Below are 26,489 nucleotides of genomic sequence, written 5' to 3'. Positions count from 1 at the left end.
ATTCTTGCGCTCAGCCATGTGCTCCAAAACCATAAGGGCACGCCCAACCCGCTCTCCCCGCGCCGCACAGGCTGCCACGGGCGCCGTATCCGGCCCGTGTATCCCTGCTTTGCGGATTGATAAATATCAACGACATCAATGTCCAAAAATCGCGCTATGTTCAGCAGACTTTCCCATCGGGGGAAAAGGCAGGGCCGTGATGCATGGCTCCAACAAGGCGCAAATTCCATGAGATATGCCCATAGCAATTTTGAAGCATTCGTCCGCCCCGAAAAGCCCGCCGGGATTGAGACCCGCGCAGCCTGGATCATAGGCGGCGGCCTTGGTGGCATGGCCGCCGCCGCCTTCCTGATCCGTGATGCGGGCATGCCCCCGGCACGCATCACCATTCTTGAAGCCTCAGGCGACAATGGCGGCGCGCTTGATGGCACGGGCAATGCCGAGACCGGCTGGCTCATTCGCGGCGGGCGGGAAATGGAAGAGCAGTTCCAGTGCCTGTGGGATCTGTACCGCTCGATCCCGTCGCTCGAAGTGCCCGGCGCCTCCGTGCTTGATGAGTTCTACCGCCTCAACCGCGCCGACCCCAGCAGCAGCCCCATCCGCGCCATGCAGCCCCTGCCCCCCGCCCGGCCGCCCCTCATGGGCCAGACACTGCGCCCTGCTGGCGCAACAGAAGTCGCCAAGTTGGCAGCGCTGCGTTGCATCCTATAATCTCGACCCCGCGCAGGGGTGGCAGGCCGATGTGCTTTCAGGCGCAGAACTGCGGCATGTCAGCACCCGCTCCGCCAGCCTGCTCCGTATCGCCATGCCGGAAATGCAGCGCCTGTTCAGCCTTGTGCAGGGGCTCGACTTCATGGTGCTGCTCGCTGATCCTGATGCCACCATCCTCGCCCGCAACATAGACGAAGCCCATATGGGCCTGTGCCGCAGGCTTGCCCTGCGCGAAGGTGCTGTCTGGAGCGAACGCATGGCGGGCACCAACGGCATTGGCACGGCGGTGCAGGATGGCTGTCCCATCTTTCTGGGTGAAGGCGAGCACTGGCGCTTCTGCTTCTCGCTGCTGGCAAGCTATGCCGTGCCGGTCTTCAACGCGCATGGTCAGGTTGCAGGCGCGATCAACCTTGCCGCCTTCAATGGCGATACCTCGCGCAGGCTTGCTCCGCTCGTGCTCGACACCCTTTTGCAATCAGGCCGCCGGATCGAGGAGCAGCTCTTTCGTGAATACCATGAAGGTGCACGGGTGCTGACGCTGGGCCTGGCCGAAGGATGCTCGGCCCCGCTTGTCGCCATCAATGCCGAGGGCGAAGTGACCGGGGCCACCCATGCCGCCCGCAGCCTGACCGGCTGGACGGATGACATGATCCGCACCCACCCCAACCTGCTGCACCGCCTTGAGGTGGAGGATCGGGTGAGCTTTCGCAAGGCGGAAGAAAATGTCATCCGCTCGGCGCTCGCACTCGCGCATGGCAATGTTACGGCCACAGCCCGGCATCTTGGCATTGGCCGGGCCACGCTCTACCGCAAGATGAAGGCGCTGGGCATGCGCTAGGCGCTCACTCGATATCGCCCCGCACCTCCGTCTGCCCGCTACGCCTGAGCAGGGCCATGGCCAGCACATAGACCACCAGCCCACCGGCTGACAGCACCGCCCCGCCAACGCCCAACGCGCCATAACCGAACTGCCGCGCCAGCAGGGCGCTGCCCAGTGACGCGCCAAGCGCATTGGCAATGTTGAAGGCCGAATGGTTGAGCGAGGCGGCAAGCGTCTGCGCATCACCCGCGAAATCCATCAGCCGGGTCTGCAATGCCGGCCCAGCGCATTGACGAAGGCGGGCACGAGCAGCACATCGAGCATGAGAGCCGGCTCATTATGCAGCACAAACGGAAAGGCCAGCATGACCATGGCACTGCCTGCCAGCGCCAGCAGGGCGGCGCGGTCGAGGTTGCGGTCCACGATCCACGCGCCCACATTCGCGCCGATCAGCATGCCCGCGCCGCACACGATCATGTAGATCATGATGCGCCATTCAGGCACATGCGTCACGTTGAGCAGCACGCTGGTCAGGTAGGTGTAGATTGCGAACATGCCGCCAAAGCCGATCGACGCCGTGACCAGCGTCAGAAGCACCTGCGTATTGGCCAGCGCACGGATTTCCTTGAGCGGGGAGTTCTTGCGGTTGGGCGGATCGGCGGGGATATAGCGCCAGATGCCTGCCACCGTCAGCAGCCCCAGTGCCGCGATGATGAGATAGGCGATGCGCCAGCCAAAATGATCGGCGGCAAACGTTGAGAACGGCGCACCCACCAGGGTGGAAATGGCAATGCCCGACAGGATGCGCCCCACGGCCCAGCCACGCCGCGCACGCTCCACCATAGAGGCCCCGACAAGCGCCGAGATGCCGATCAGCGCGCCATGCGGCAGGCCGGTGATGAAGCGGGCCACTTCCACCAGCCCCGGCGTGGGCATGGCCACGCTGAGCAGGTTGGCACAGCAGAACAGGACAAACAGGATCAGCAGCAGCTCGCGCCGCGACAGGCGCGCGCCAAGGATGGTGATGAGCGGCGCGCCCACCACAACACCCAGCGCATAGGCCGTGATGGCATGCCCCGCATCAGAGGCGGACAGCCCGAGCGAGGAGGCGAATTCGGGCAGCATGCCCATGATGGCGAACTCACCCGTGCCGACCACGAACGTGCCGAAGGTGAGGATAAAGAAAGCAGCTTTCGCGCCATGGGGCGCCGCAATGGGGGCGACCCCGCCTGCGGGGGGTGCGGTCTGGGTCATGATGGCAGGTCCAGGTCAGATAAAGGAGGCGCTCAGGCCCCGAGCGTGTTGGCGGCGATGCGGGCGATCGCGATATCATCTTCCGTAGGCGCGCCAGAGACGCCAATCGCGCCGACCACGCTGCCATGCGCGCCCCTGAGCACGAGACCACCGCCAAAACTGGTCAGGCCGCATTGGTGTTTTCCAGCGTGTAGGCCGCCATCGGGGCGGGCGATCGTGGCCAGATCGGCGCTGTCCATATGGAACAGGGCCGCCGTGCGCGCCTTTTTGGTTGCAACATCGATCAGGCCCAGCGGCACGCCATCCATGCGGGTAAAGACCAAGGCCAGGCGGCAGCATCAACGATGGAAATGCACACGCCAAACCCGCGCTTTCGCGCCTCGGCCAGGCGGCCTCCATCATGGTCATTGCATCGGTCAGTTTCATGTCGGCTTCCACGGCTTGCATAAAAAGCGCAGCCTAGCCTTGCCCAGTGCGGGCGTAACGCACCAATTACCAAAATCCCGATTTGTTCAACATTGCTGAACCGTGGCGCGCGCCACATGCGTCATCATCATCCATGCCAGCCGCACCAGACGGGCGTGGCAGGTCGGCGCAGGAGCCGGTCAGGGCAATGGCGGCCCGGACCTCGCCGTGCTCGCGCCACGGCACGGCCACCGCGTTCTGGCCGGGGCGGTAGCTTTCAAGGTCAAGCGCGTAACCCTTAAGGCGCACGGCCTCGATCTGGTCGCGCGCCCCCGTCAAGCGCATGGGCGCGGGTGCTGAGCACGCGCTGGCCCATGCCGGGCACAAAGGCCAGGAACGCCCCACCGCTCGATGGTTTCGCGCCGCGCGCGGCCGTGGCAGAATCCTCGGGGGCGTGCGGGTCCACCCGGTCCAGATAAACGGCTTCATCCCCGCTGGGCACGCCCAGGTGCACGGTTGCCCCGCTGTGCCGCGCAATGGCTTCAAGCGTGGGGCGCATGCGCGCACGCAGGCCATGGTCATCGCCCATGATGCGCGACAGGTTGAGAATGCGCCCGCCCAGATGGTAGCGCATGTCGCCCGGACGGCGCTGCACGTAACCAAGGTGGTCGAGGGTCTGGAGAATGTTATGGGCGGTGGTTTTTTCCATGCCCGCCCTGGCAGCGATCTCGCCAAGCCGCGCGCTGCCACCTGCCTGCGCCATGATTTCCAGAATGGCGGCGGCGCGCACGATGGACTGGATCCGTTTTGGCACGCTGGCCATGTCACCCTCCTGCATACCCTCCGGCACGGCATGACCGGACAGGCCCGGACCATGCCCTTACCTGAAAAATAACCGGCCACAAGGGGGAGCGGCACAACGTCCCTGCCCCATGCCGCGGTCCGTGCCGCATGGACAGGACGCGCATGGCCGTGAAGCGCGCGGCGTCAAGCGCTCCGCACGCAGGCTGGCTTGACCGTGCGAGGCAGACGGGATCACAGTCACGCCGCAATGCATGACCGGATACAGGCGGGAAACACCATGATGACTCCAAAGATCCTTGTTGTCGGCGCCGGGGCCGTGGGGGGGTATTTTGGCGCGCGCCTGGCGGCAGCAGGCCATGACGTGACATTTCTCGTGCGCCCACGGCGGCAGGCGCAACTCAGCGCAACAGGGCTGTGCCTTGTCAGCCCGCTGGGTGATGCCACGCTGCCCCCGCACATGATCACGGCGGATCAGATCATCCACCCCTACGACATCGTCATCCTGAGCGTAAAAGCCTATTCCCTTGCCGCCGCGATGGTGGACATGGCGCCTGCCATCGGCCCGCAGACGCGCATCATACCGCTGCTCAATGGCATGCGGCACCTTGATGTGCTGGCCAGCCGCTTTGGCCGCGAGGCGGTCATGGGGGGCACCTGCTTCATTGTCAGCAGTCTCGACGGCGAAGGCCGCATCCATCAGGCTGGCGTTACCCCCCGACTGGTATTCGGCCCGCTGGTGGCGGGGCAGGACGCCAATGCCATGACCGATGCCCTGAGCGCGCCGGGGTTCGAGACGGTGCCCTCGCCGCACATCTTGCAGGATATGTGGAACAAATGGACGCTCCTGGCCTCGCTGGGCACGCTATGCTGCCTCATGCGCGCAAGCGTGGGCGAGGTGGCCCGCCTGCCCGGTGGCACCGATTTCGTGCATGCCACGATCAAGGAATGCACCACGACTGCCGCAGCCGTCGGCTATCCCCTCGCGCCTGATACCATCAACGCCATTACCAAAAGACTGACGCAACCGGACTCCACGCTGACATCTTCCATGTTCCGTGACCTCTCGCAGGGCGCGCCGGTTGAAGCACAGCAGATTATTGGCGATCTTGTCGCCCGCGCGCGTGCCCATGGCATTGCCACTCCCATCCTCGACCTGACGGACCTGAACCTGCGCGCTTATGAACTGCGCCGTGACACCCGGTAAAACTGAAGCCGGATGCCATGATGTAACTGCAGGAGACTGTTTAAAAACAAATCATCAATCAAAAAAAGAATAGTTTCCGGGTGTCGCCTTTTTTTCAAAAAGGCGACGTCTTTCGAAGCTTCCTGGGAAAAGCTTCACCAAAAATTTTATAATTCCAAAATATTATATTGCTGCCGTTCAAGGACTATCAGGCCCGGCACAGGGAAGCGACGGGGTAGGGCTGTTTTGTCATTGACGGGCCTTTTGCCCTCAATTAAACGAAACTGAACCGTTCCGTTCAAGGAAACGAATGCCCCTGCTCTCCTTTCACTGGATCATGTGATGAACCACTTCCGGCATACAGGCCTTGTGGCCCTCGCCAGCTTTCTGGCCTTTCAGGGCACGGCGCAGGCCGCGTGCGAGGCCACCGATGCCCGGATCGAACTCTCGGCGCGCCATATCGCGGCAGGGGTTGGTTACGTCTGGGGCCGGGGCACGCTGTATGACGGCACGCACGCCTATCCCTTCACCATACGGGGCGGCGGCATGCTGAGCGTGGGTGGCATGGCGCTGTCAGGTCAGGGCTGCGTGCGCAACCTTGGCCGCCTGCAGGATTTCAATGGCACGTACTGGAGCGTGGGCGGCACGGCCACCATCCATCATGGCACGGCTGGTCTTGTCATGGAAAATGGCCGGGGCGTGGACATCAATCTCGTAGCAAATACCCGGGGCGCTTTCCTGTCCGGGCAGATCGCGCGGCTTACCTTTCGCCTCAAGGGCGGCATGTAGCCCGGAACCCGGAGGCGCCACCCATTTGCAATGACCATTTGAACACGCGCCCCCATTCTGGCATCCCCATGGCAACAGGCAGGATTGCACGGCTGAATGACACCAGGCCCGCATATCATGTTATGCTTCGTGACATAATGTGACTGACTGATGACTGGAGTTAAGGGACGAAGAATGTCTGACGTATCATCAAGACCGCCACATACGGGCGGACGCCCGACGCCTGAAGGCTCGGCGCAACTCGACCGGCATGTTCTTGAAGTTGCAACGGCATTGTTCATCAAGCAGGGTTACGCCGCCACATCGCTGGAGCAGATCGCGCGCGTGGCGGAGTGCAGCAAGGCCAGCCTGTACCGACGCTACGCATCAAAGGAAGACCTGTTCCGCGCGGTGGTGGCGGCGCGGGGCAAGCTGCTGCTCGAGGCGGCAGGCGCGGTCGAGGCTTCCTCTACCGACCCGCTGGTTGCCACGCGCGAAATCAGCCAGTTCTTCCTTGACTTCATGCTGCGGCCCGAAACGCTTGAAGCCTACCGCATTGTCATTGCGGACGGGCACCGCATCGCTTCTGTCGTGGATGACATGATGCACACCATCGCGGAGCCCTTCGTGGCCACGCTGAGCCGTCTGATCAAGGCCGCGGCCGATGCCGGGCGCATCCACTCCACCGACCATGAAGAGACGACCCGCATCCTGATCAGCCTGTTCCTGGGCTGGCCGCTACAGAACACCATGCTGCGCCTGAACAAACTGCATGATCCGCAGACACGCGCGCGCTTTTTTGAACGCGCATGGCAGATCTTTACTTCAGGCATCTGCATCCGGGAGAAATAAGGTTTCGGGGTGCGGCCTTTTTGTTCGGGAAGGCGGCATTGTCCTGATTCTTTTCAAACACCGCGACAGATCGTTTTTTATAGGGGTTTCCTCCATGTTATATTGAGATACGATACGGTATCGTATATATAAGCGTTAAAATGACGTACCCTTGCCGGGTAGCCACAAGATGGAATGAGGGTGGTGCCGACCAATGCGATCCTGATGGTCAGAAACGGCGCGCACCGGCTGATGGCTGCCCACATTGGAACACCAGGATGCAACGCCGCCCGGCATGGGGGCAAATCCTTGACGAACACACAAAAACAACGCGCCCCTGCATATAGATGTTCATGATGTTCAGAGATTTCACGCTTACTGACAAAGAACGGGAGGCGTTGAACGCGATCTCCACGAAAATACACAAGCCCGCGAAGCGCCGTATCTATACCCAGGGCGAGGCGGGCAGATATGTCTACCGCATCCGTTCAGGCGCCGTGCGGCTGGAACATCACCTGCACGATGGCCGTAACCATATCTTCGCCTTCATATGGCCCGGCGACATGTTCGGCACCATTGAAGACGGGGTCTATCCCGCCTCCGCCATTGCGCTGGTGGATACCTACCTGTTCCAGATCCCCTATGCCGCCCTGCTCAAGCTGATCGAGATCCATCCACGCATCCAGACCCTGTTCCTGCAGCAGGCACTCAATTACACCAAGGCAGCACAGCGCCACCTGCTGCTGGCCACCTACCCGCTTGTGGTCAAGCGGCTGGCGGGTTTTCTGCTTGAATGCAGCAAGCAGGCCGATTTCTATGACCGGCACTCCAATATCCTGACCCTGGCCATGGACCGCAAGGATATTGCCGATTACCTGGGCTTTGCCGTTGAAACGACAAGCCGCATGCTCAAGGAACTGGAAGACATGCGGCTGATCAAACGCCTCTCGTCACAGCGCATCGTGCTCGACCGGCATAAAATCATGGAAATATTTTAAGGGCCCGCAAGCACCTGACCGGGGCTGCCGCGTGTTCAATCCGCCTATCTGCCCCCTGCCGCGCCATCTTGCCACGCCCCGCCACCTGCCTATGCTAGGCCGCTACAGGCGTTGTCTGCAGGGAGTTCGAGAGCATTGGCCACACCACAACCCATTGACACAAGGCTGACCCAGGCCGCGGTTTTTCTTGTCCTGACCCTCAGCGCCGACACCGAAGTCGGCCCGCAGGTGCGCGACCTGATGGGAGACCTGTCCTCGCTTGTACGCGGTGTCGGATTCCGTATTGATGATGGTCGGCTGAGTTGCATAACCGGCATAGGCTCACAGGCGTGGGACCGCCTGTTCGGCGCACCGCGCCCGATGGACCTGCACCCGTTTGCCGAGATCAATGGCGTGCACCATGCCCCCTCCACCCCGGGCGATCTTCTGTTCCATATCCGCGCGACGCGGATGGACCTGTGCTTTGAACTCGCCACCGCCATCGTCTCGCGGCTTGAAGGTGTGGCCACGGTGGTGGATGAAGTGCACGGGTTCAAGTATTTCGATGCCCGCGACCTGCTCGGTTTTGTCGATGGCACCGAAAACCCGGTCGACCAGCCCGCCCGTGATGCAACCCTGATCGGTGATGAAGACCCGGCCTTCAAGGGCGGCAGCTATGTCATCATCCAGAAATACCTGCACGACCTGAAAAAATGGGATGCCATACCCACCGAGGTGCAGGAGCACATCGTTGGCCGCAGGAAGGTATCGGACATTGAACTGCCCGAGGCCGCCAAGCCCAGCTACGCCCATAACGTGCTGACCAATATTGAAGAAAACGGCCAGCAGCTCCAGATCGTGCGCGACAACATGCCCTTTGGCACGGTGGGCACGGGCGAGTTCGGCACCTATTTCATCGGCTATGCCCGCTCGCCCGCGCGCATCGAGCGCATGCTCAGCAACATGTTCGTAGGCCTGCCGCCGGGCAATTATGACCGGCTGCTTGATGTGAGCACGGCAGTGACCGGCAACCTGTTCTTCATTCCCACCTCTGATTTTCTTGATGCCGCACCCGACCTGCCCGCGCCACAGCCCCCCGTGGCCGCAGCGCCGCAGCCCGTGGCGGCTCCGGCCGGTTCGCTGAGCATCGGATCACTGAAATAAAGGACACCAGACATGAACAACCTGCACAGACACCTTGCCCCCGTTTCATCCGCCGCGTGGACCGAAATCGAGGACGAAGCCACCCGCACCCTGCGCCGCCACCTTGCCGGCCGCCGCGTGGTTGATGTTTCCGAACCCAAGGGCACGGCCTTTTCTGCCGTGGGCACGGGGCGCGAGCGGCGCATCGATGCCCCGACCGACGGCGTGCAGGCCGTAATACGCGACGTGCTGCCGGTGGTGGAACTGCGTGTGCCCTTTACCCTGTCACGCGCGGAAATCGATGCAGTCGAACGCGGTGCGTGCGATGCCGACTGGCAGCCGGTGAAGGATGCGGCAAAGAAAATCGCCTTTGCCGAGGATCGTGCCATTTTTACAGGCTACACCGCAGCCGGCATGGCCGGGATCGCGCAGGCGACATCGAACGCGCATGTCAAGCTGCCCGCATCGGTCAAGGATTACCCGCATGCCATTGCCGATGCCCTTGGCGCACTGCGCCTTGCGGGCGTTAACGGCCCCTATGCCATCGTGCTTGGTGCCAAGGCGTATGAGGCGGTCAGCGGCGGTGATGATGCAGGCTACCCGGTGCGCAAACACATCGAGAGCCTGATTGAAGGCAAGCTGGTCTGGGCGCCCGCCATTGAAGGGGCCTTTGTCATCTCCCTGCGCGGCGGTGACCTGCAGCTTGATATCGGGCAGGATTTCTCGATCGGCTATCTGTCCCATACGGCTGACACGGTCGAACTTTACCTGCAGGAGAGCTTTATCTTCCGGGTGCTGACCAGCGAGGCAGCCGTCGCCCTCGACTGATTTCAAACCGAATACGCTTTCAAGGACATGATCATGCAGAACCCCCTGGCCACAACACCCGAAACCGAAGCCCGCATCACCGCCAAAGCCCAGGAACTGTGGGAAGCCGACGGCAAGCCCGGCTGTGGTGCTGCTGCCTACCGTGAAGCCGCATCGGAACTGATCGGGATGGAAAGCAACCCCGATGCAGGCCAGATCCCCGTTGACTCACCCGTGCCGCTCGATGCCAACGGAGAGCCCATCGAGCAGGCCTGGCTGGAGGAAAATCTTGGCAATTCCGGCGGCAGCATGGATGAACTTGATGACAAACAGGAAGTGCCCTTCGCCACGCGCGAGAAAGAGGCAAAGGCCCTGAAAGACCAGGACTGACCCTGCCGTGCAGGATGGAGAATTTCCATCCTGCACCTGCCTACCCCCGAGCATGACCCGCACCAGCGCCATGCTCGCGCCAAGCAGCCCGATCAGTGAAATGCTGACCGTGACCATCAAAGCCCTGCCAGCCCGCAGAACGGCCCGGAGTTCAACGCCCAGCCCGAGGGCCGCCATGGCGAGGATGGTCAGAAACGTGGCCCAATAGTTAAGCGGCATGACAAGCCAAGCCGGAATTCCCCCCGCCGACCGCACCGCCATCATGGCCACAAAACCGATGATGTACCACGGCACCAGCCGGGTCACGGGCGGCAGGCATGCGCCCTGCGCCGCCTCACGCGCGCGCCATGCGCTGGCAATCAGGGCCAGCACAACACATACCGGCCCGAGCATCAGCACCCGCACCAGCTTGACCAGCGTGCCGACATGCACGGCCGCCACGCCAAAAGGTGCTGCCGCTGCCACAACCTGCGGCACGGCATAAACCGTCAACCCCGCAAGCGCGCCCTCCGCGCCCTTGGGCAGCCCCAGCAAGGGCACCACCAACGGCAGCCCCAGCACCACCACAAGACCACCGGCTGCCGTAAAGGCAATGCTTGCGCCCACGTCGTCATCATCGGCCTCGATAATCGGGGCGGCTGCCATGATGGCCGAATTGCCGCATATGGAATTGCCGCAGGCCACCAGCAGCGTCTGCCGCGCGGGTAACCCCGCAAGCCAGCCCACACAGCAGGTAAAAACCAGACCGAACGCCACGATGCCCACGGCTCCCGCCACAAGCCCCGGTCCGATCGCGCGCACCGCCCCCACGCTGAACGCGGCCCCGAGCAGCACGATGGCGATATTGAGCAGGGTGCGGGCACAAAAGCTTATGCCGGGCAGGCACGCAGGCCTGGGCCGCCAGATTGCGCGCACGCCCACGCCAAGCAGCAGGGCCAGGTTAAGGGCTTCGAGCCACGACTTGCCAAACAGCGCCGCCTGCGCCCTTTCAAGCCCGATGGCGAGTGCGCCGATGGCCAGGCACAGCCCGATACCCGGCGCGACACGCGCTGGAAAATCAATGTTTCGCAACGGGAACAGCGGTCTGCATGGCATGGTCGTCACGGTATCCTCCCTTTCGCCACGCAGGTTAGGGGGCGGATATTCAATCAATCAAATGCATAGTTTTTCTTGTTTCAATCGTTTTTTATGATTGGTTGTGGTAGGGCTGGGACATGACCCTTGAACAGCTCCGCCTTTTCATTGCCGTGGCCGAACGCGAGCACGTCACCGCTGCCAGTCGGGCGCTGAACGTGACGCAATCCGCCGTGTCCGCCGCCATCGCGGCACTTGAAGAGCGCCATGGCATCAAGCTGTTCCACCGCATCGGCCGCGGCATCAGGCTGACGGAAGCCGGCCGCCTGTTCCTGCCCGAAGCCCGGGCAGTGCTGGCCCAGGCGGCAGCGGCTGAAAACATGCTGGAGGAATTCAGTGGCCTGAAGCGGGGCACGTTGCGCGTGGTGGCCAGCCAGACCATTGCGGCCTACTGGCTCCCGCGCTTTCTGGTGTCATTCCGCCAGCACTATCCGCACATTGTCGTTGACGTCGCCATCAGCAACACGGAGGAAGCAGCAGGACGGGTGCGTGATGGCGTGGTTGACCTTGGCATTGTCGAGGCCCTGATCGATGACCCAGCCCTGGCCCAGTGGCCTCTGGGCACCGACCGCCTGACCCTGATACAGGCCGCCCCCTGCCCGCCCGCCCATGCCGGCACGCAGTGGCTGCGCACGGCCACATGGGTCATGCGCGAGCCGGGCTCGGGCACACGGGCCACACTGGAGCACCAGCTGCGCCAGTGGGGCATTGCGCCGGAAGAACTGAAAATCGGGCTTGTCCTACCCTCCAACGAAGGCGTGCGCACTGCGATCGAAGCCGGGGCTGGCATTGGCGCGCTGTCTTCGCTGGTCATCGCCCCCGCATTGCAGGCGGGCACGCTGCATGCCGTGCCGCGCGAACTCGGCCTGCGCGCCTTTTACGGGCTACGCCACAAGGAACGCTACCGTAGCCCGGCGGCGGAAGCCCTGCTGGCCCTTATTGGCCGGGAGGCAGGCTGAAACGCCATGCCTGGCGGGCGTGATCCCACCGGTTCTGCCAATGCGCCAGATAGGCCTGCGCAAGGGCAAGATCATCCCAGATCACCAGGGCGTTTTCACTATTCTTGCGCTGCGCACCCTTGGTGAAATTGAATGAACCGGTCTCGACATTCCGACCATCGGTAATGATGACCTTGTCGTGCTGCATGGCGTAGACATCATCCATCCTGACCTGAATACCGGCATCCCTGACCCGTGCGATGGCCATCTGGTTGCCCTTGCCCTGATTGCCTTCCTCATCAAGCACGATTGCCACATCCACCCCGCGCTGCCTGGCCTTGATCAGGGCATCGACCACATTATCGGCGCTGAAGAAGAACGCCATCATGCGGATCTGGCTCTTTGCACTCCTGATCACGTTCAGCACCAGCTCAGTTGCCGATCCTTCGGGCGAGAAACCGACATCGATATGCGACTGGGCATAAACCGGCGTTGTCAGGCCAATACAGAGAAGGGCTATAATAATGCTTTTCATGCTCTCTTCTTTATCTACGAATATCTGTATAAATTCTTGCGCTCAGCCATGTGCTCCAAAACCATAAGGGCACGCCCAACCCGCTCTCCCCGCGCCGCACAGGCTGCCACGGGCGCCGTATCCGGCCCGTGTATCCCTGCTTTGCGGATTGATAAATATCAACGACATCAATGTCCAAAAATCGCGCTATGTTCAGCAGACTTTCCCATCGGGGGAAAAGGCAGGGCCGTGATGCATGGCTCCAACAAGGCGCAAATTCCATGAGATATGCCCATAGCAATTTTGAAGCATTCGTCCGCCCCGAAAAGCCCGCCGGGATTGAGACCCGCGCAGCCTGGATCATAGGCGGCGGCCTTGGTGGCATGGCCGCCGCCGCCTTCCTGATCCGTGATGCGGGCATGCCCCCGGCACGCATCACCATTCTTGAAGCCTCAGGCGACAATGGCGGCGCGCTTGATGGCACGGGCAATGCCGAGACCGGCTGGCTCATTCGCGGCGGGCGGGAAATGGAAGAGCAGTTCCAGTGCCTGTGGGATCTGTACCGCTCGATCCCGTCGCTCGAAGTGCCCGGCGCCTCCGTGCTTGATGAGTTCTACCGCCTCAACCGCGCCGACCCCAGCAGCAGCCCCATCCGCGCCATGCAGGAGCGCGGCCAGCCCCTGCCCGACCGTGACAGCCTGACCCTGACCGGCAAGGCACGGCGCGAAATCCTGACCCTGATCCTGACGGATGAAGACAGGCTCGATGGCAAGATGATCAGCGATGTACTGTCAGCCGATTTCATGAAATCGAATTTCTGGCTGTTCTGGCGCTCCATGTTCGCGTTCGAGACATGGCATAGCGCCATCGAGATGAAGCGCTACCTCGCCCGCTTCGTGCATCAGATCCTGGGCCTCAAAGACCTGCACACGCTCAAATTCACCCGTTTCAACCAGCAGGAATCCCTCAGCAAGCCGCTCGCCACGTGGCTGGCCGAGCAGGGCGTGGTGTTCCGCCATGGCGTGCAGGCGACCAATGTGCGTGTCGATACGGCAGGCGGGAGAAAGGTCGCAACCCGCATCGACCTGCTCGAGAATGGCCAGTCCAATGGGATCGACATCAAGGCGGATGATCTGGTGTTCGTGACCAATGGCTCCATGGTGGAAAACTCCCGCTGGGGCGACCACCATACCCCTGCCCCGATCGAAACCGGCATTGCCGAGGGCAATATCTGGCAGTTGTGGCGTAACATCGCGGCACAGGACCCTGCTTTCGGGCGGCCTGACGTGTTCTGTGGCGACACCACGAAATCACGCTGGGAGTCCGCTACCGTCACCACGCGCGATGCGCGCATTCCAGATCTCGTGCGCAAGGTCACGGGGCGCGATCCCTTCTCTGGCCGCACGGTTACGGGCGGGCCGATCACCATCCGCGATTCTGCGTGGCTGATGAGCTGGGTGGTCAGCCGGCAGCCGCATTTCAAGGGCCAGCCTGAAGGGCAGATGGTGGCGTGGCTGTACGGCCTGTTCAGCGACGTGCCGGGCAATTACGTCAAGAAACCCATGCAGGAATGCACCGGCGAGGAAATCACGCGCGAATGGCTGTTCCACATGGGTGTGCCGGAAGACAAGATTGACGACATGGCTGCAACGGGTGCCACCACCCATCCGTGCATGATGCCCTTCATCACCGCGCAGTTCATGCCACGCGCGGCAGGCGACCGGCCAAAGGTGGTGCCCGAGGGCAGCATCAACCTCGCTTTTCTGGGCCAGTTTGCGGAAACCCCGCGCGATACGGTGTTCACGACCGAATATTCGGTCCGCACCGCAATGGAGGCGGTCTATACGCTGCTCGACATTGACCGTGCCGTGCCGGAAGTATTTGGCAGCGTTTACGATGTACGCATGCTGCTACAGGCCGCAGCCGAACTGCGCGATGCGCGCAAGATCCCCGCATCGGGCGTGGTGCACCACATGACCGAGGGCACGGAAATTGGCGACCTGCTCTCCCGTTATGGCCTGATCTAGCAAGCAGCCTGCACAGGCGTTACAGAAAAAGCGCCGCCTTTTGAAATAAAGGCGGCGTCCGATCGCGTTTTACTCTTTTGACCTGTTTTTCAGAACTCCAGGCAGATCTTGCCAAAATGCTGGTTGCTTTCCTGATAACGGAAAGCCGCCACAATATCTTCAAGCGCAAAGCTGCGGTCGATGATCGGGCGAATGCCATTGCCCTCAAAGGCCCGCACCATGGAACGCTGGTCAGCCCTGCTGCCCACCAGCACGCCCTGCAGCCGGAACTGCTTGAGCAGCATGGGCACCACTTCAAGCTGCCCTGCAACACCTGTCAGGATACCAATGACGGAAATATGGCCCGCGACCCGGATGGCCGCCATCGACTGCGCCAGCGTGGCAGGGCCACCGACCTCGATGATATGGTCCACGCCCCGGCCGCCGGTCAGTTCCCATGCGGTGGCACCCCATTGCGGGTTTTCGCGGTAATTGATGACATGGTCTGCGCCAAGGGCGCGCAGGCGCTCGAGCTTGGCAGCGCTCGATGAGGTGGCGATGACCGTAGCCCCTGCCATCTTGGCAAATTGCAGTGCGAAGATCGACACGCCGCCCGTGCCCTGCACCAGCACCGTATCACCGGGCTTTACGGCATCATCAACAAACAGCGCGCGCCATGCCGTCAGCCCCGCCGTGGTCAGCGTTGCCGCCTCGGCATGCGACCAGCCGCGCGGCGCATGGGTAAAGGAGGTGGCGGGCGCGGTCACGTCCTCGCGTGCATAGCCATCCACGCCATCACCCGGCACGGTGGTGAAGCCGATCACCTCTGGCGCGCCACCAAGCCAGGTGGGGAAAAACGTGCTGACAACACGGTCACCGGGTGCGAATTCGCTTACGCCCGCGCCTACCTCCAGCACTTCACCCGCGCCATCGGCCATGGGGATGCGCGGCACCGTGGGTGCCCACATGCCGCTGACAACCGCATAATCATGATAGTTCAGCGAGGAGGCATGCAGCCTGACCCTGATTTCACCATGGCCCGGCGCGCGGGCAGGCTGGTCAGACATGGTAACATGATCGAAGCCGCCGGGCGGCTGCACAATAACCGTTCTGGGCATCGCGGGTATCTCCTCACTACAGTGAAAGGCAAGATACCAGATACAGGCCACGCACTCCAATATGACCTGCTGCGGCAGCGCGATAGCGCGCAGGGCAAGCCATGCCCGGTCCTGGGTGCCAGAAGCAGCGTGTTTACCGGCACATGCGGCGCTTAACGGATTATTGGTTTACGCTTTTTGCTTCCACCAGGAAAACACAGGCAGGCGAAGCCGATACAGTTGCCGGGGCAATAAGCCATGCAGGGCAACTGTTGACCCTGCCCCCGTCATGCGTGGGGCAGGAGATCAGGTAACAGCAGAACAAAAATGCACATGCCCATCAAGAGCACGTGCAACAGTATTGGATCAGAGCTTGAAGTTGATGCGACCGTAATAATAGCCACCGGTCATCGGCACCTGAGACGACATGGAATCATACACGTTGGCACCAAGCTGGTTGACCACACCGGGCACCTTGCGGGGGCGGATGTTGAACACGTTGTTCGCACCAACCGCAACATGCCAGCGCGGTGTCACCTGATAACCGATTTCAATATCGGTCAGCCAGCGCGGGGTGTTCTTGAACTGGTAGAAGCACTGGTTGGAGTTTTCAAGCGCCTGCGAACCGCAGGTTGCATTGGTCGGGGTCCAGTCCTGATACTGCATCATGTCAGTCGTTTCGCCATAACGCGTCTGACGGATGTTGAAGTCCCAGTTCTTGTAAGTATAGAAGGCATTGAGGATGATCTTGCTACGCGGATAGGACGTGGTCAGCCACGCGGTATTTTCCGCATTCAGCAGGGCATCACCCGTGCTTGACGTACCGTTATGGTGCAGGCGCGTCCTGTTCAGATCAAGCGACATGGACAGCATCAGGTTGCCGTATTTGTGCATACGGAACATGTAATCAGCCTTGATGTCCAGGCCCTGCGTGCGCGTGCTTGCACCATTGGTGAAGTAATAGGTCTGCACGGAGTTGGCGGACTGGGCATCAAACGCAGGCAGGCTCACACCCATCTGCTGCAGTGCATTGACGGCGGCCTCACCTGTTGTCACGCCACCCTGCACGATACGGTCACGGATATTGATCTGGTAAACATCGGCCTCGATATGGAAACCATCAACCGGCTCCAGAACGATACCGCCACTTACACTGGTCGAACGCTCGGGCTTGAGCTTGGATGCCCCGGTCCCGATTGCTTCGGGCGAATTGACCGGCAGCAGGCCGAGCGCCGTGGTCGGACCCACGTTGACGGCGCTATAGTGCTGCTCCGCCATGGTGGGCGCGCGGAAGCCGTTGCTGATGGTGCCACGGATACCGACACGCCGGTTGAAATCGTAGCGGGTCGAGACCTTGCCGTTCTCGGTGTTGCCCACGTCGGTGTAATGTTCAAAACGGCCGGCAAAATCAAGATCCCACTTACGGGTCAGCTTGAAGTCACCATCAATGTAACCGGCCCAGACGTCACGGTCCCACTTGCCGGCATCCTGCGGGGTCAGACCGGCAAGTGCCTGGCTGCCACCATCGATGTAGGATGCAGGATCACCTGCCTTGATCTGGTATTCTTCCAGCCGGTGCTCGGCGCCGAAGGCCAGCGTCATCGGCACGGCATGGCCAATATTGAAATGACGGCGGAAATCGGCGTTATTTGTCCACTGCGACATGCGATAGGACGCGGCACGCACCTTCTGGGGCGAATAACCGGTATCAGCGTACAGGTTGGGGTTGACGGTATCCTTGACGCCGATCTTGTCTTCATCCGCACCATAGGTGGTGCTCAGGTCCCAGTTGAACCCCATGAAGTTGTCGCCCTTGAGGCCAAGGGTCGCGGCGTAATCGTTTTCCTCGTTGGTTTCCAGCGGCGAATACCCTTCGGGATAATATGCCGGCACGCTGTTGGACGCCCCCGAAGGCAGACGATAGTTTTCATACCCTTCCGCATGCCGATGGGCATAGGTGATCAGGCCATAGAAGTTGATGCCGGGCGTAAACTGCTTGCCCCATTCAATACCCAGGTTCTCGCGCGTTTCTTCCGGCGTGCTCATGATCTGGTTGGAATAGGGCGAGACCTTGACGTTACCGGTATACTGCTCGTTGGCAGCACCCGGAGGCGTGTACCCATTCAGCCGGTTGTCCATCGCCTTCGTAACGAAGTGATCCGTATGGTAAACCTGCCCGCTGATGTGCAGGAAGCCGTTCTCGCCGAGCTTCATGCCGCCATCGGCATTGACCTGATACTGCCAGCCATCGCCGTTATAGGCGTTGGCACCCGTCTGGAAGCTGGCATCAAAGCCATGGTCCTGCTTCTTGGTGATGATGTTCACCACACCTGCAATGGCGTCCGAGCCATACATGGCGGCAGCGCCATCTTCCAACACCTCGATATGGTCGATCGAGTTGGCGGGAATCATGTTCAGGTCAACCGGGGTTGAACCGAAGTCGGGGCCTGCGTCAGCGTTGATGTTACCGGTCGTGTGGCGGCGCTTGCCATCAACGAGCACCAGCACCTGGTTGGGTGTGAGGCCGCGCATGCGGATGGCCGATGTCAGTGCGCCCGCATCCGTGCCCATGGTGCTGACATTGATCGAGGCATAGGTACGCGTCAGCGCATCCGCAAGGTTCATCTGGCCCGAACGGCGCAGCGTTGCCCCCGATACGACAGTAACAGGACTGGTGCTGTTACGCGCCCGCTTGTTGCTGGAGTGGGTTCCCGTCACGATCATGACTTCAGGCGCGTCGGTGGCGGCGCGGCCACCCGAAGCAAGTGTATGCTGGGCACGGCTGGGCGTGGCGGCCTTGGTGGCAGCATGCCGCACAGGCTTGGGCTTGGCTGCAGGTTCAGCAGCAGTCTGGGCGAATGCGTGCACCGCATCGAAACATCCGGTCACACATATGGTGGCTGCGAGTAGCTGTCGTCGGAATACCATGTCAATTCTGTCCTTCGGCATGAACGGATATATCGACCCGCCTTTACTTTGTTACTACGTATCGGGATTTTTTTACTTGGAATTATTTGATAATATAATTCGTAACGATTCTGCAACTATCAAAGTCGCCCGCTTCAGATCATCCAGCATGACGTGTTCATCAGCACGGTGACCATTGGCATCCTGTAGTTTCCGCGGCCCTGCGCCATACAGCACGGTCGGGCATCCGGCTGCGCTGTACAGTCGCGCATCGGTAAAAAGCGGCATTCCCTTTATTGGAATTTCCTCGCCCAGAACTTCCTGCCCCGCCTGGCGGATTGCATCCGTCAGAACTTTCTGCTCGGCAACCGGCACCAGCGGACGGGCCAGCAGGCAGCGATCGATCTGAAAGCGGATATGGGGATACGGAGCCAGAGCATGCGCAATCACATCGCGCAGTTCCCGCTCAACGTTTTCAGGGCTTTCATCTGGCAGAATACGCCGCTCAAGACGGAAAGAGGCCTGCTCGGGCACGACATTGGCCGCAACGCCGCCCTGAATCGTGCCAATAACCAGCGTAGGCCCGTCAATCCCGTCGATGGCGGAGACATTCGAAGCGATTTCCTTGCGCCATGCATAGAGCACCGACAGCACGGCGTTGGCGGCTTCAAGAGCGTCATGCCCGGTTTCAGGCCATGCGGAATGCGCGGCCTTGCCTGCCAGGTGCACATCAAGCTGCAGGCTGCCATTATGCGCGATCATGACCGCGTAGGTGAAACCGGCGCTGATCACGTAATCCGGCTTTGTCAGCCCCTGCTCCAGCAGCCAGCCCGGACCGAGCAGGCCACCGGTTTCCTCATCATAGGTAAAGTGCAGTTCAACCGTGCCATTCAGGTCAGGACAGCATTTGACCAGGACACGCAGCGCAAAGACATAGGTGGCAAAATCCGCCTTGGAGACGGCAGCGCCACGCCCATAAAGCGCGCCATCCACAATCTCGCCGCCATACGGGTCATGGTGCCACCCTTCTCCTGGCGGCACGACATCACCATGGGCGTTCAGGGCGATTACAGGCCCCTCGCCCGTGCCAAAACGCTGGCGGACAATCAGGTTGGTCACGGTTTTCATGCCATAACGCGCAACCTGTTCCTGCGGAACGGGATGACGTTCGACCTTAAACCCCAGCGCCTCGATCAGGCTGGCGGCCACGAGCGCATGGGGCGCGCAGTCACCCGGCGGATTGTCAGACGGAACCCGTACCAGTTCCTGCAGAAACGGTATCTGCCGCGTGCGGTGTTCCCGGTCGATCTCAAGCTCAAGGTCGCGAACGTAATTCATGCGGCTCATGCAATCTCTCCCAATTCTTCAGTAGAATTAAGGAATTCGGTCAATTGTTACATTCACGGCACAAATCTAGTCTGCACCAACCCGGACCCCACCTCCCTCCGGTGCTCGTGACATACATGCAGCCGACAGGGTGGGTATGCGAATTGTATACCTTTCATATCTGAACGTGTAAAGCGAAATGAAAAGGTCATATCGGCCAAAAATAGCCTTTTTATTTATAATCAATGTACAAGTCGGAACGAATCTGAGCATCGGCAGCGAGATTCGGCAGGAAAGGGCTATTGCGCCCTGCTACACCATGGAATGTACAAAAAAAATCCCTCCCCAAGAGTGACCTAAACGCCACAGGGGAGGGATATTTGTACTGTAATTCTACAAATTATACGTAGGTACGGGCAGCAGGAGCAGGCTCGGCGTCCGCTCCTGCAAATACCCGTCAGTTCCCCTTGAGCGGGGCAACAAAGCTGCCATCGCCTTCTGCAGCGAGGATGGCATTGTCACGCATGCCGATCCTGCCGCCAGAAAGGGTCATGACCGGCCAGCCCTTGACCTGACGCCCCTCATACGGCGTGTAGTCAATGGCATGGTGCAGAAGGCTGTTGGTGATTGTCACCGTCTTTTCGGGGTCCCACAGCACGATATCCGCATCGGCGCCGGGCGCGATCGTGCCCTTGCGCGGGTGCAGCCCATACCGGCGGGCCGGATTGGTGGAAACAAGGGCCACAAACTGGTTGAGCGTAATGTTGCCCTTGTTCACGCCCTCATCAAAAATGAGCGGCAGACGCGTTGCCAGTCCCGGTATGCCATTCGGCACGAGGGAGAAAGGCGCATCACGGCCAAAGCGTGATTTACCGAGCGGGCCATCATAGCTGTAACCGCAGTGATCGGATGAAATCACATCGATCACCCCACGCCGCACATAGGACCACAGGCCAGCGGAATCTGCCTTGGTGCGCGGCGGCGGGCTGCACATGTACCGTGCGCCTTCAAAGCCGGGACGGTCCATATCCGCGCCTGTCAGGACAAAATACTGGGGGCAGGTTTCAGCCACCACGGGCACGCCGCGCTTGCGGGCACGGTCAATCTCTTCCACCACTTCGGGGCAGGATACATGGAAGATCTGGATCTTCTGCTCGATCAGCCCGGCAAGGACCATGGCGCGATACGTGGCCTCACGCTCCAGGCACGGCGGCCGGGACAGGGCATGATAACGGGGTGATGTCTCGTTACGGGCAAGACATTCCTTGATCATGAAGCTGATCGCTTCATAATTCTCGCAATGTACCGACACGATCGTGCCAGCATTGCGCGCGGCCTCGAGCACCTTCAGAAAATCACCATCGCCGAGATGGAAGTCATCATAGGTCATGAAGACCTTCAGCCCCGCGACACCCCGGCGCACCACTTCGGGGATACCTTCGGCAATGGTCTGTTCATCCGCGTTCGTAATGATCTGGTGGATGGCGTAATCGATCCGTGAGCGCCGTCCCTTTTCCACATATGTTTCGAACTGGTCGACAAGCGACCGCCCATTGGGCAGATGGGCGGAGAAACAGACAACCGTTGTCGTGCCTCCCGCAAGTGCTGATGCACTGGCGGTGCTGAAGCTGTCCTCATGCACGCTGCCATCGGCTTCGTCCTGCTCGATATGGCAATGGCCATCCACACCACCGGGCATGACCAGCAGTCCCTGCGCATCGATCGTCTCACGCCCTTCAAGGTGCTGCCCCACGGCTGCGATCTGCGTGCCATTGATGCCTACATCGCCACGAAAGGTTGCATCTGCCGTAACGATGGTGCCGTTACGAATTACAATATCATATGTCATGTCATGATCCTGTCAGACGGAAGGAGCCGGAATGGACTGCCCTGCCAGCGCCCGGGCAGGGAAAATCCGCTCCCGACAAAATTGTATCAACAACCCGCCGCGGGCGCGCAGGACGGCAATGCCACAGGCAGGCGCTACATGCCGCGCAGCGTGGCGACACAGTCCGATGCGACATTGCGCAGGTGATTGAGCATGGCGGTCTTGGCGCTTTCCACATCCTCATCCAGAAAGGCATCCAGCAGGGCCAGATGTTCTGCGGTCGACGCGGGCACGCGGCCCAGGGGATTCGTTACCTCACACAAACGGGTCGATGTGCGCAGGTCGGTTATGGTGCGTGACAGCACGATGTTACCCGATGCATTGGCAAACATCTGGTGCAACTGATCATCCAGCTTCCAGTGCGCCGCGGTCTGCTCGGGGTATTTGCCCAGTTCCACAACCGAACGGCGCAGCGCCAGTATCCGGTCCTTGTCAATCTTGTTATGGGCAAGCGTGATCGCTTCACATTCCAGAATTTCACGGATACGGATGCTCTGGAAGAATTCGGCGGCCGATACACCCCGCACGGCAAAAGAGCGCGACCCCCGCTTGACCAGCAATCCTTCTGCCGCAAGACGCATCAGTGCCTCACGGATGGGCGTGCGGGAAATCTCCAGATGGTCAACCATCCGGTTTTCCACCACCGACATCCCCCCTGGCAATTCGCGTTCCAGGATCATACGCCGTATCTGGTCGTATGCCTGCTCAGCCAGGCTCAATTCGCGCTCTGTCACCGTTTTCCTGTCCCTTATCAACCTTCCCAGCGAACGGCTTTTTCCAAAGCCGCCCCCAGCACGCGATTTTCTTCGGGCGAAAGAACTTCGGCTTCCCGTCGCGTCCGCGCCGATGGCCACACCCCGAGATGAACCAGACATGCCTTGAGCCGGAGACTAGCCCGACTACCGGGTGCGCAGCCATAGATAAGGTTGGCGAGGGGCTGAATGTGCTCGTTGATCACGCGGGCCTGTTCAATATCGCCGCTGTCAATGCTTGCCTTGAGCCTGACAATGGCCTGCGGAATGACCGCGGCAAGGCTGACCATGCTGCCCGTGGTGCCAATGGCAAAGCAGGGCAGCAGGTGCTCGTCACCCGATGCCATGACCTCGACCTGCGGTGCCACGCGCTGGACAAGGCGAAGGTTTCGGTCGTAGGTCGCACTTTCCCAACTGCCTTCCTTGACCGCAACAACACCGGGAATGCGCACCAGCCGCTCAAGAATGGCGGCGCTATAAGCCATGCCCCCACTCCCGACAGAGGACTGGTACAGCACCACCGGAATATCAACCGCACGCGCCAGCGCCTCATGATGGGCGACGATCACGGCCGCATCCTGCGCCACACTCCATGAAAACGGCGGGAACACCAGAATGGCATCTGCGCCAGCATCCTGTGCGTCGCGGGCATGGGCCACGGCTTCATCAAGCGATTCCGACAGCACGCCAGAAACGATGATGCGGCTCGCCCCGATCGTGGCTGATGCAATCTCCACCACCTGCCGGCGCTCGGCACGGGTCAGGAGATGCACCTCGCCCGCATGGCCGTTGCACAGCACGCCAACAATCCCGTCAGGCGCGGTACAGCTGCGCAGGTGCTCCGCCAGCCGGTCCGGTTCAATGGCACCGGAAGCATCAAGGGGCAGCAGCGTGGCTGCATAAATACCGCGAAAGGGAAACGCCTTACTGGGAAGCATTATTTTTCCTCTTGGGAAACGGGACTGGCCATTGCGGTAAAGCGGCCGATATCAAAGGCAGCAAGGTCCACATCCTCGCCCAGTATGTGCCGCGCAAGGAGCGCGCCCATATACGGACCACTGGTAAAGCCGGAATGGACACAGCCAATGACAAACGCGTTGTCATAAGTGGGGATGGAACCAATGATCGGCATTGCGTCATCGGTTTCCGATTCAAGGCCAAGCCACACGCGCACGATGCGGCTTTGATCCAGGCGGGGAATGGTGTGGCGCGCCAGACGGACGTTGCCCTGCAGGTTTTCAGGAATGACGCGGGTGCCACCCTCGTCGATGTTGCCCTCGCCCTGCCAGCCGCCGCCAATCAGCACGGTGCCATTCTGGAACTGCTTGAGGGAAAGCAGGCCATTGGCGATACTGATCACGTTATTCATGACCGGTGGCATGCGCTCGGTCACCACCAGCTGGTTGATCAGGCAGCGTATCCGTACATTCAGGCCCAGCCATGCCAGCATGCGCTGCAGCCACACACCGCCGGCAAAGACGACGCGCGTGCCATGCACCACGCCCGCGCGGCCACCCGTTACGATATCATAACCACCACCATCACAGGGCCTGACATCGCTCACGGGGCAGTCTTCAAGCACGTCAACACCGGCCTGCGCGAGCGCGCGCGCATAGGCCTGCCCCACCACATAGGTCGGGATGAAGCCATCCAGCGGGCAATAGGCCGCCGCGAGCACGTCAGGATTGGCGCCGGGTTCGATTTCGCGCGCCCGCGCGCCCGATATCACCTCGATCGGCGCACCCATTTCCCGGCGAACCGTCGCGCGCTGTTCAACCAGTTCACATTCAGCCGGGGTAAAGGCCAGTGACAGGCCCGGCGTTGCCGTGGCCCCCACGTCACGCCCCAGCCACTCACGCGCGTTGAGCCACATTTCACGCCCGCGCATGGCATGGGGGATCAGCCCCGCACGGATCATGTGCAGGGTCAGCGTGCCGGCATTGACACCCGATGCCTCGCGGAAAATGGAGCGCCGGTCCACCAGCGCGGTTTTCAGCCCGGCACGGCCGAGCATGAGCGCCGTGGTGGCCCCCATCACGCCGGACCCGATGATCACGGCATCATAACGATGGGTGGAAGAAGTCCGTACGCTCATAGCGGTGCAGCCTTGGGCAGCGGAATGTCCGCGTAAGTATAGGTCCCGGTCACGGCCTGTACAGGCAGGGGCCGCAGGGGCATGCGGGTCGTGTAATGCCCGACGGCATCAGGGCTCTGGTGCGTGCGGTGCGCGAGCAGCTGCCGCACGCTATCCTCGCACATCCTGCCCTGGCACGGCCCCATGCCGCAGCGGGTCCATGACTTGACCTGGTTGATCTCGTGCGCGCCATCATCAATGGCCTGCTCGATCGTGGCACGACTGACACGCTCGCAGCGGCAGACCGGCGTATCCGCCTCGGTATTGGCCAGAACGATGCTGCCGGGATTCATCAGGCGCACCATCTGCCGCGATACGACATCCAGCCTGCGCAGGCGGCTCAGGACAGGACGGCACAGATCGGCGAATGTAGCGCTGTCGATCCGCCCCATGTCATGGGCAATGGCATGTCCGCTCAGGATGCCGCGCAGCCGGGCAACCGATGCACCACGAATACCTGCGCCATCACCCGAGACATAAAACCCGCTGATGCTCGACCGCCCGTACGGGTCTGCCGCGCACTGCCAGTACCCGGCCGCCGCGTCATAATCATGGCGTGCATGCAAAAGACGCGACAGGTCGGTGGAAGGACGCAGGCCATACCCGCACGCCACGGCATCCGCCTCGATGGTCACATCGCGGTCTTTGCCCGCAAGCGAGCGGATGGCGACATCCACCACGTTGCCCCGCCGCGTGACAGAGCGCACGCAGGCACGATGATGGATGGGAATCTTGCGCCGCCGGATCTCGCGCATCCACGCAAGGCCCTGCCCCATGCGCGCGGCATCAAGCACAAGGGTTGCGCCCATGCGGGCCCATTGCGCAGTGCCTGCCGTATCGACAATGGCTGCGACCTCGCCGCCAAGCTCCATGATCTGGTGCGCGACAGAAAACAGCAGCGGCCCGCTGCCCGCCACAACCGTGCGCTGTCCGGGCAGGATGCCGCCCGCGCGCAGCAGGATGCTGGCAGCGGCAAGCCCCGTGACTGCCGGGTCGGTCCAGCCTTCAAACGGATGGAAGCGCTCGGTAGCTCCTGTCGCCCCCACAAGCACGGGCGCCGACAGCGAGGCCATCGCCTCGTCATGGCACAGCTCCACCCGGAAACCCGCCGTGACCGACCATACGCCATGGCCGCTGCGGATCTCGATGCCCGATGCACGCAGCTTGTCACGCAGGTGGTCGCCTTCGCGCCTTTCGGCATCGGCAGGAACATGGGCGCGGGCATAAGGTGAAGGCTGGCGGTAGACCTGCCCGCCCGGCGTGGCATTGTCATCCACCACGATGACATGCAGCCCGTGGCGCTGCGCCACGAGCGCCGTCATGGCGCCCGCAACACCGGCCCCTACGATAATACAGTCGCAGTCGTGTTTCATTGTTCGTTCAGGCCTGTCTCGACACGCATGCCCTGCCGCACGATCTGGCGGCAGGCATTCGCGGTTTTTCCATCAATGCGAACCACACATTCCTGACACACGCCCATCATGCAGAACACACCGCGCGCCGCATCATCAACCGGGGAACGACCAAGAGTGAGAATATTATTCCGCCGCAATGATACAGCGACTGATTCGCCTTCCGCCGCACGGATTTCCTGCCCATCAAACCAGAACGAAATTGGCAGATCACCTGATTTTCCAGAGGTTTTTTTCAATTCAGTATCCCGGAAAGATGCGATATCGACATAAAAAAGTTGCCTTTGT

The 26,489-nt window shown here is 61.2% G+C and carries 21 protein-coding genes and 4 pseudogenes; 11 read left to right on the top strand and 14 right to left on the bottom strand.

The features are described from left to right. Nucleotides 1-228: 228 nt before the first annotated feature. Together FMA36_RS09235 and FMA36_RS09230 are read left to right on the top strand one after the other, a co-directional pair. A pseudogene (locus FMA36_RS09235) lies at nt 229-621 on the top strand (oleate hydratase); the annotation flags it as partial. After that, nucleotides 554-1,549 (top strand): helix-turn-helix domain-containing protein, encoded by a 996-nt coding sequence (locus tag FMA36_RS09230; RefSeq protein WP_159262087.1) that lies wholly within the window; start codon nt 554-556, stop codon nt 1,547-1,549. The pseudogene FMA36_RS09235 and the gene FMA36_RS09230, both read left to right, overlap by 68 nt. Before the next feature lie 4 nt (nt 1,550-1,553). On the opposite strand, the pseudogene FMA36_RS09225 reads toward FMA36_RS09230, so the two are convergent. From FMA36_RS09225 to FMA36_RS09215, 3 genes and pseudogenes are all read right to left on the bottom strand, one after another. After that, nucleotides 1,554-2,785, bottom strand: a pseudogene (locus FMA36_RS09225) (MFS transporter). Between the two features lie 32 nt (nt 2,786-2,817). Then, nucleotides 2,818-3,108 (bottom strand): GlcG/HbpS family heme-binding protein, encoded by a 291-nt coding sequence (locus tag FMA36_RS09220; protein ID WP_408885608.1) that lies wholly within the window; start codon nt 3,106-3,108, stop codon nt 2,818-2,820. A gap of 189 nt (nt 3,109-3,297) precedes the next feature. Beyond that, nucleotides 3,298-4,013 (bottom strand): annotated as a pseudogene (locus FMA36_RS09215) (IclR family transcriptional regulator). A 261-nt stretch (nt 4,014-4,274) separates the two neighbouring features. Between FMA36_RS09215 and FMA36_RS09210 the strand changes: the two are divergent. From FMA36_RS09210 to FMA36_RS09180, 7 genes are all read left to right on the top strand, one after another. After that, nucleotides 4,275-5,198 (top strand): ketopantoate reductase family protein, encoded by a 924-nt coding sequence (locus FMA36_RS09210; RefSeq protein ID WP_159263814.1) that lies wholly within the window; start codon nt 4,275-4,277, stop codon nt 5,196-5,198. A 321-nt stretch (nt 5,199-5,519) separates the two neighbouring features. Beyond that, nucleotides 5,520-5,966 carry a hypothetical protein gene (locus FMA36_RS09205; protein WP_159262086.1) on the top strand — a complete coding sequence of 149 codons (447 nt, stop codon included), beginning with the start codon at nt 5,520-5,522 and terminating at the stop codon, nt 5,964-5,966. 174 nt (nt 5,967-6,140) lie between these two features. Then, entirely contained in the window at nt 6,141-6,797 is a 657-nt protein-coding gene (locus tag FMA36_RS09200; RefSeq protein WP_159262085.1) for a TetR/AcrR family transcriptional regulator, read from the top strand. Between the two features lie 377 nt (nt 6,798-7,174). Next, nucleotides 7,175-7,774 (top strand): Crp/Fnr family transcriptional regulator, encoded by a 600-nt coding sequence (locus tag FMA36_RS09195; protein WP_240906316.1) that lies wholly within the window; start codon nt 7,175-7,177, stop codon nt 7,772-7,774. Between the two features lie 135 nt (nt 7,775-7,909). After that, nucleotides 7,910-8,917, top strand: a complete 1,008-nt coding sequence (locus FMA36_RS09190) for a Dyp-type peroxidase (RefSeq protein WP_159262084.1) — start codon at nt 7,910-7,912, stop codon at nt 8,915-8,917. 12 nt (nt 8,918-8,929) lie between these two features. After that, nucleotides 8,930-9,724: a family 1 encapsulin nanocompartment shell protein gene (locus FMA36_RS09185; protein WP_159262083.1), complete on the top strand. Its 795-nt coding sequence runs from the start codon at nt 8,930-8,932 to the stop codon at nt 9,722-9,724. 33 nt (nt 9,725-9,757) lie between these two features. Then, the gene (locus FMA36_RS09180) at nt 9,758-10,093 is read left to right on the top strand and encodes a DUF2934 domain-containing protein (RefSeq protein WP_159262082.1); all 336 of its coding nucleotides are present in this window, start codon (nt 9,758-9,760) and stop codon (nt 10,091-10,093) included. A 51-nt stretch (nt 10,094-10,144) separates the two neighbouring features. On the opposite strand, the pseudogene FMA36_RS09175 reads toward FMA36_RS09180, so the two are convergent. Further along, nucleotides 10,145-11,188 (bottom strand): annotated as a pseudogene (locus FMA36_RS09175) (YeiH family protein); the annotation flags it as partial. A gap of 119 nt (nt 11,189-11,307) precedes the next feature. On the opposite strand from FMA36_RS09175, the gene FMA36_RS09170 reads away from it, so the two are divergent. After that, a complete protein-coding gene (locus tag FMA36_RS09170; protein ID WP_159262081.1) occupies nt 11,308-12,186 on the top strand; it encodes a LysR family transcriptional regulator in 879 nt (292 codons plus the stop codon). Here the strand turns inward: FMA36_RS09170 and FMA36_RS09165 are convergent. After that, nucleotides 12,164-12,700: a phospholipase D family nuclease gene (locus FMA36_RS09165; RefSeq protein ID WP_159262080.1), complete on the bottom strand. Its 537-nt coding sequence runs from the start codon at nt 12,698-12,700 to the stop codon at nt 12,164-12,166. The genes FMA36_RS09170 and FMA36_RS09165 overlap by 23 nt on opposite strands. Before the next feature lie 260 nt (nt 12,701-12,960). On the opposite strand from FMA36_RS09165, the gene FMA36_RS09160 reads away from it, so the two are divergent. After that, nucleotides 12,961-14,706 (top strand): oleate hydratase, encoded by a 1,746-nt coding sequence (locus FMA36_RS09160; protein ID WP_159262079.1) that lies wholly within the window; start codon nt 12,961-12,963, stop codon nt 14,704-14,706. Nucleotides 14,707-14,795: 89 nt separating this feature from the next. Here the strand turns inward: FMA36_RS09160 and FMA36_RS09155 are convergent, their stop codons facing one another. The 9 genes from FMA36_RS09155 to FMA36_RS09115 all read right to left on the bottom strand — a co-directional run bounded on the left by FMA36_RS09155 (nt 14,796) and on the right by FMA36_RS09115 (nt 26,440). Continuing rightward, nucleotides 14,796-15,803: a zinc-dependent alcohol dehydrogenase family protein gene (locus tag FMA36_RS09155; RefSeq protein ID WP_159262078.1), complete on the bottom strand. Its 1,008-nt coding sequence runs from the start codon at nt 15,801-15,803 to the stop codon at nt 14,796-14,798. Nucleotides 15,804-16,148: 345 nt separating this feature from the next. Continuing rightward, nucleotides 16,149-18,710, bottom strand: a complete 2,562-nt coding sequence (locus FMA36_RS09150) for a TonB-dependent receptor plug domain-containing protein (protein ID WP_159262077.1) — start codon at nt 18,708-18,710, stop codon at nt 16,149-16,151. A 72-nt stretch (nt 18,711-18,782) separates the two neighbouring features. Further along, complete coding sequence (locus FMA36_RS09145; RefSeq protein ID WP_159262076.1) at nt 18,783-20,036, bottom strand: M20/M25/M40 family metallo-hydrolase; 1,254 nt, start codon at nt 20,034-20,036, stop codon at nt 18,783-18,785. A gap of 436 nt (nt 20,037-20,472) precedes the next feature. Further along, nucleotides 20,473-21,864 carry a dihydropyrimidinase gene (hydA, locus tag FMA36_RS09140; RefSeq protein ID WP_159262075.1) on the bottom strand — a complete coding sequence of 464 codons (1,392 nt, stop codon included), beginning with the start codon at nt 21,862-21,864 and terminating at the stop codon, nt 20,473-20,475. A 134-nt stretch (nt 21,865-21,998) separates the two neighbouring features. Beyond that, nucleotides 21,999-22,637, bottom strand: a complete 639-nt coding sequence (locus FMA36_RS09135) for a GntR family transcriptional regulator (RefSeq protein ID WP_167517989.1) — start codon at nt 22,635-22,637, stop codon at nt 21,999-22,001. A 17-nt stretch (nt 22,638-22,654) separates the two neighbouring features. Continuing rightward, nucleotides 22,655-23,593: a dihydrodipicolinate synthase family protein gene (locus FMA36_RS09130; RefSeq protein ID WP_159262073.1), complete on the bottom strand. Its 939-nt coding sequence runs from the start codon at nt 23,591-23,593 to the stop codon at nt 22,655-22,657. Beyond that, nucleotides 23,593-24,750, bottom strand: a complete 1,158-nt coding sequence (locus tag FMA36_RS09125) for an NAD(P)/FAD-dependent oxidoreductase (RefSeq protein WP_159262072.1) — start codon at nt 24,748-24,750, stop codon at nt 23,593-23,595. The genes FMA36_RS09130 and FMA36_RS09125 overlap by 1 nt, the downstream gene beginning before the upstream one ends. Then, the gene (locus FMA36_RS09120; RefSeq protein ID WP_240906315.1) at nt 24,747-26,162 is read right to left on the bottom strand and encodes an FAD/NAD(P)-dependent oxidoreductase; all 1,416 of its coding nucleotides are present in this window, start codon (nt 26,160-26,162) and stop codon (nt 24,747-24,749) included. Before FMA36_RS09120 ends, FMA36_RS09125 begins: the two co-directional genes overlap by 4 nt. Continuing rightward, a complete protein-coding gene (locus FMA36_RS09115) occupies nt 26,159-26,440 on the bottom strand; it encodes a (2Fe-2S)-binding protein (RefSeq protein WP_206065065.1) in 282 nt (93 codons plus the stop codon). Before FMA36_RS09115 ends, FMA36_RS09120 begins: the two co-directional genes overlap by 4 nt. Nucleotides 26,441-26,489 lie beyond the last annotated feature (49 nt).

Source organism: Komagataeibacter xylinus (genome assembly GCF_009834365.1).
Lineage (GTDB): Bacteria > Pseudomonadota > Alphaproteobacteria > Acetobacterales > Acetobacteraceae > Komagataeibacter > Komagataeibacter xylinus_D.
This window is presented reverse-complemented; position numbering and strand designations above follow the sequence as displayed.

Excerpts from the sequence above, each read along its gene's own strand:
- FMA36_RS09170 (WP_159262081.1), top strand. The coding sequence starts at position 11,308 with ATGACCCTTGAACAGCTCCGCCTTTTCATTGCCGTGGCCGAACGCGAG.
- FMA36_RS09125 (WP_159262072.1), bottom strand. The coding sequence starts at position 24,750 with ATGAGCGTACGGACTTCTTCCACCCATCGTTATGATGCCGTGATCATC.
- FMA36_RS09150 (WP_159262077.1), bottom strand. The coding sequence starts at position 18,710 with ATGGTATTCCGACGACAGCTACTCGCAGCCACCATATGTGTGACCGGA.
- FMA36_RS09165 (WP_159262080.1), bottom strand. The coding sequence starts at position 12,700 with ATGAAAAGCATTATTATAGCCCTTCTCTGTATTGGCCTGACAACGCCG.
- FMA36_RS09230 (WP_159262087.1), top strand. The coding sequence starts at position 554 with ATGAGTTCTACCGCCTCAACCGCGCCGACCCCAGCAGCAGCCCCATCC.
- FMA36_RS09155 (WP_159262078.1), bottom strand. The coding sequence starts at position 15,803 with ATGCCCAGAACGGTTATTGTGCAGCCGCCCGGCGGCTTCGATCATGTT.
- hydA (WP_159262075.1), bottom strand. The coding sequence starts at position 21,864 with ATGACATATGATATTGTAATTCGTAACGGCACCATCGTTACGGCAGAT.
- FMA36_RS09210 (WP_159263814.1), top strand. The coding sequence starts at position 4,275 with ATGACTCCAAAGATCCTTGTTGTCGGCGCCGGGGCCGTGGGGGGGTAT.
- FMA36_RS09120 (WP_240906315.1), bottom strand. The coding sequence starts at position 26,162 with ATGAAACACGACTGCGACTGTATTATCGTAGGGGCCGGTGTTGCGGGC.
- FMA36_RS09130 (WP_159262073.1), bottom strand. The coding sequence starts at position 23,593 with ATGCTTCCCAGTAAGGCGTTTCCCTTTCGCGGTATTTATGCAGCCACG.
- FMA36_RS09160 (WP_159262079.1), top strand. The coding sequence starts at position 12,961 with ATGAGATATGCCCATAGCAATTTTGAAGCATTCGTCCGCCCCGAAAAG.
- FMA36_RS09200 (WP_159262085.1), top strand. The coding sequence starts at position 6,141 with ATGTCTGACGTATCATCAAGACCGCCACATACGGGCGGACGCCCGACG.
- FMA36_RS09185 (WP_159262083.1), top strand. The coding sequence starts at position 8,930 with ATGAACAACCTGCACAGACACCTTGCCCCCGTTTCATCCGCCGCGTGG.
- FMA36_RS09180 (WP_159262082.1), top strand. The coding sequence starts at position 9,758 with ATGCAGAACCCCCTGGCCACAACACCCGAAACCGAAGCCCGCATCACC.
- FMA36_RS09205 (WP_159262086.1), top strand. The coding sequence starts at position 5,520 with ATGAACCACTTCCGGCATACAGGCCTTGTGGCCCTCGCCAGCTTTCTG.
- FMA36_RS09145 (WP_159262076.1), bottom strand. The coding sequence starts at position 20,036 with ATGAGCCGCATGAATTACGTTCGCGACCTTGAGCTTGAGATCGACCGG.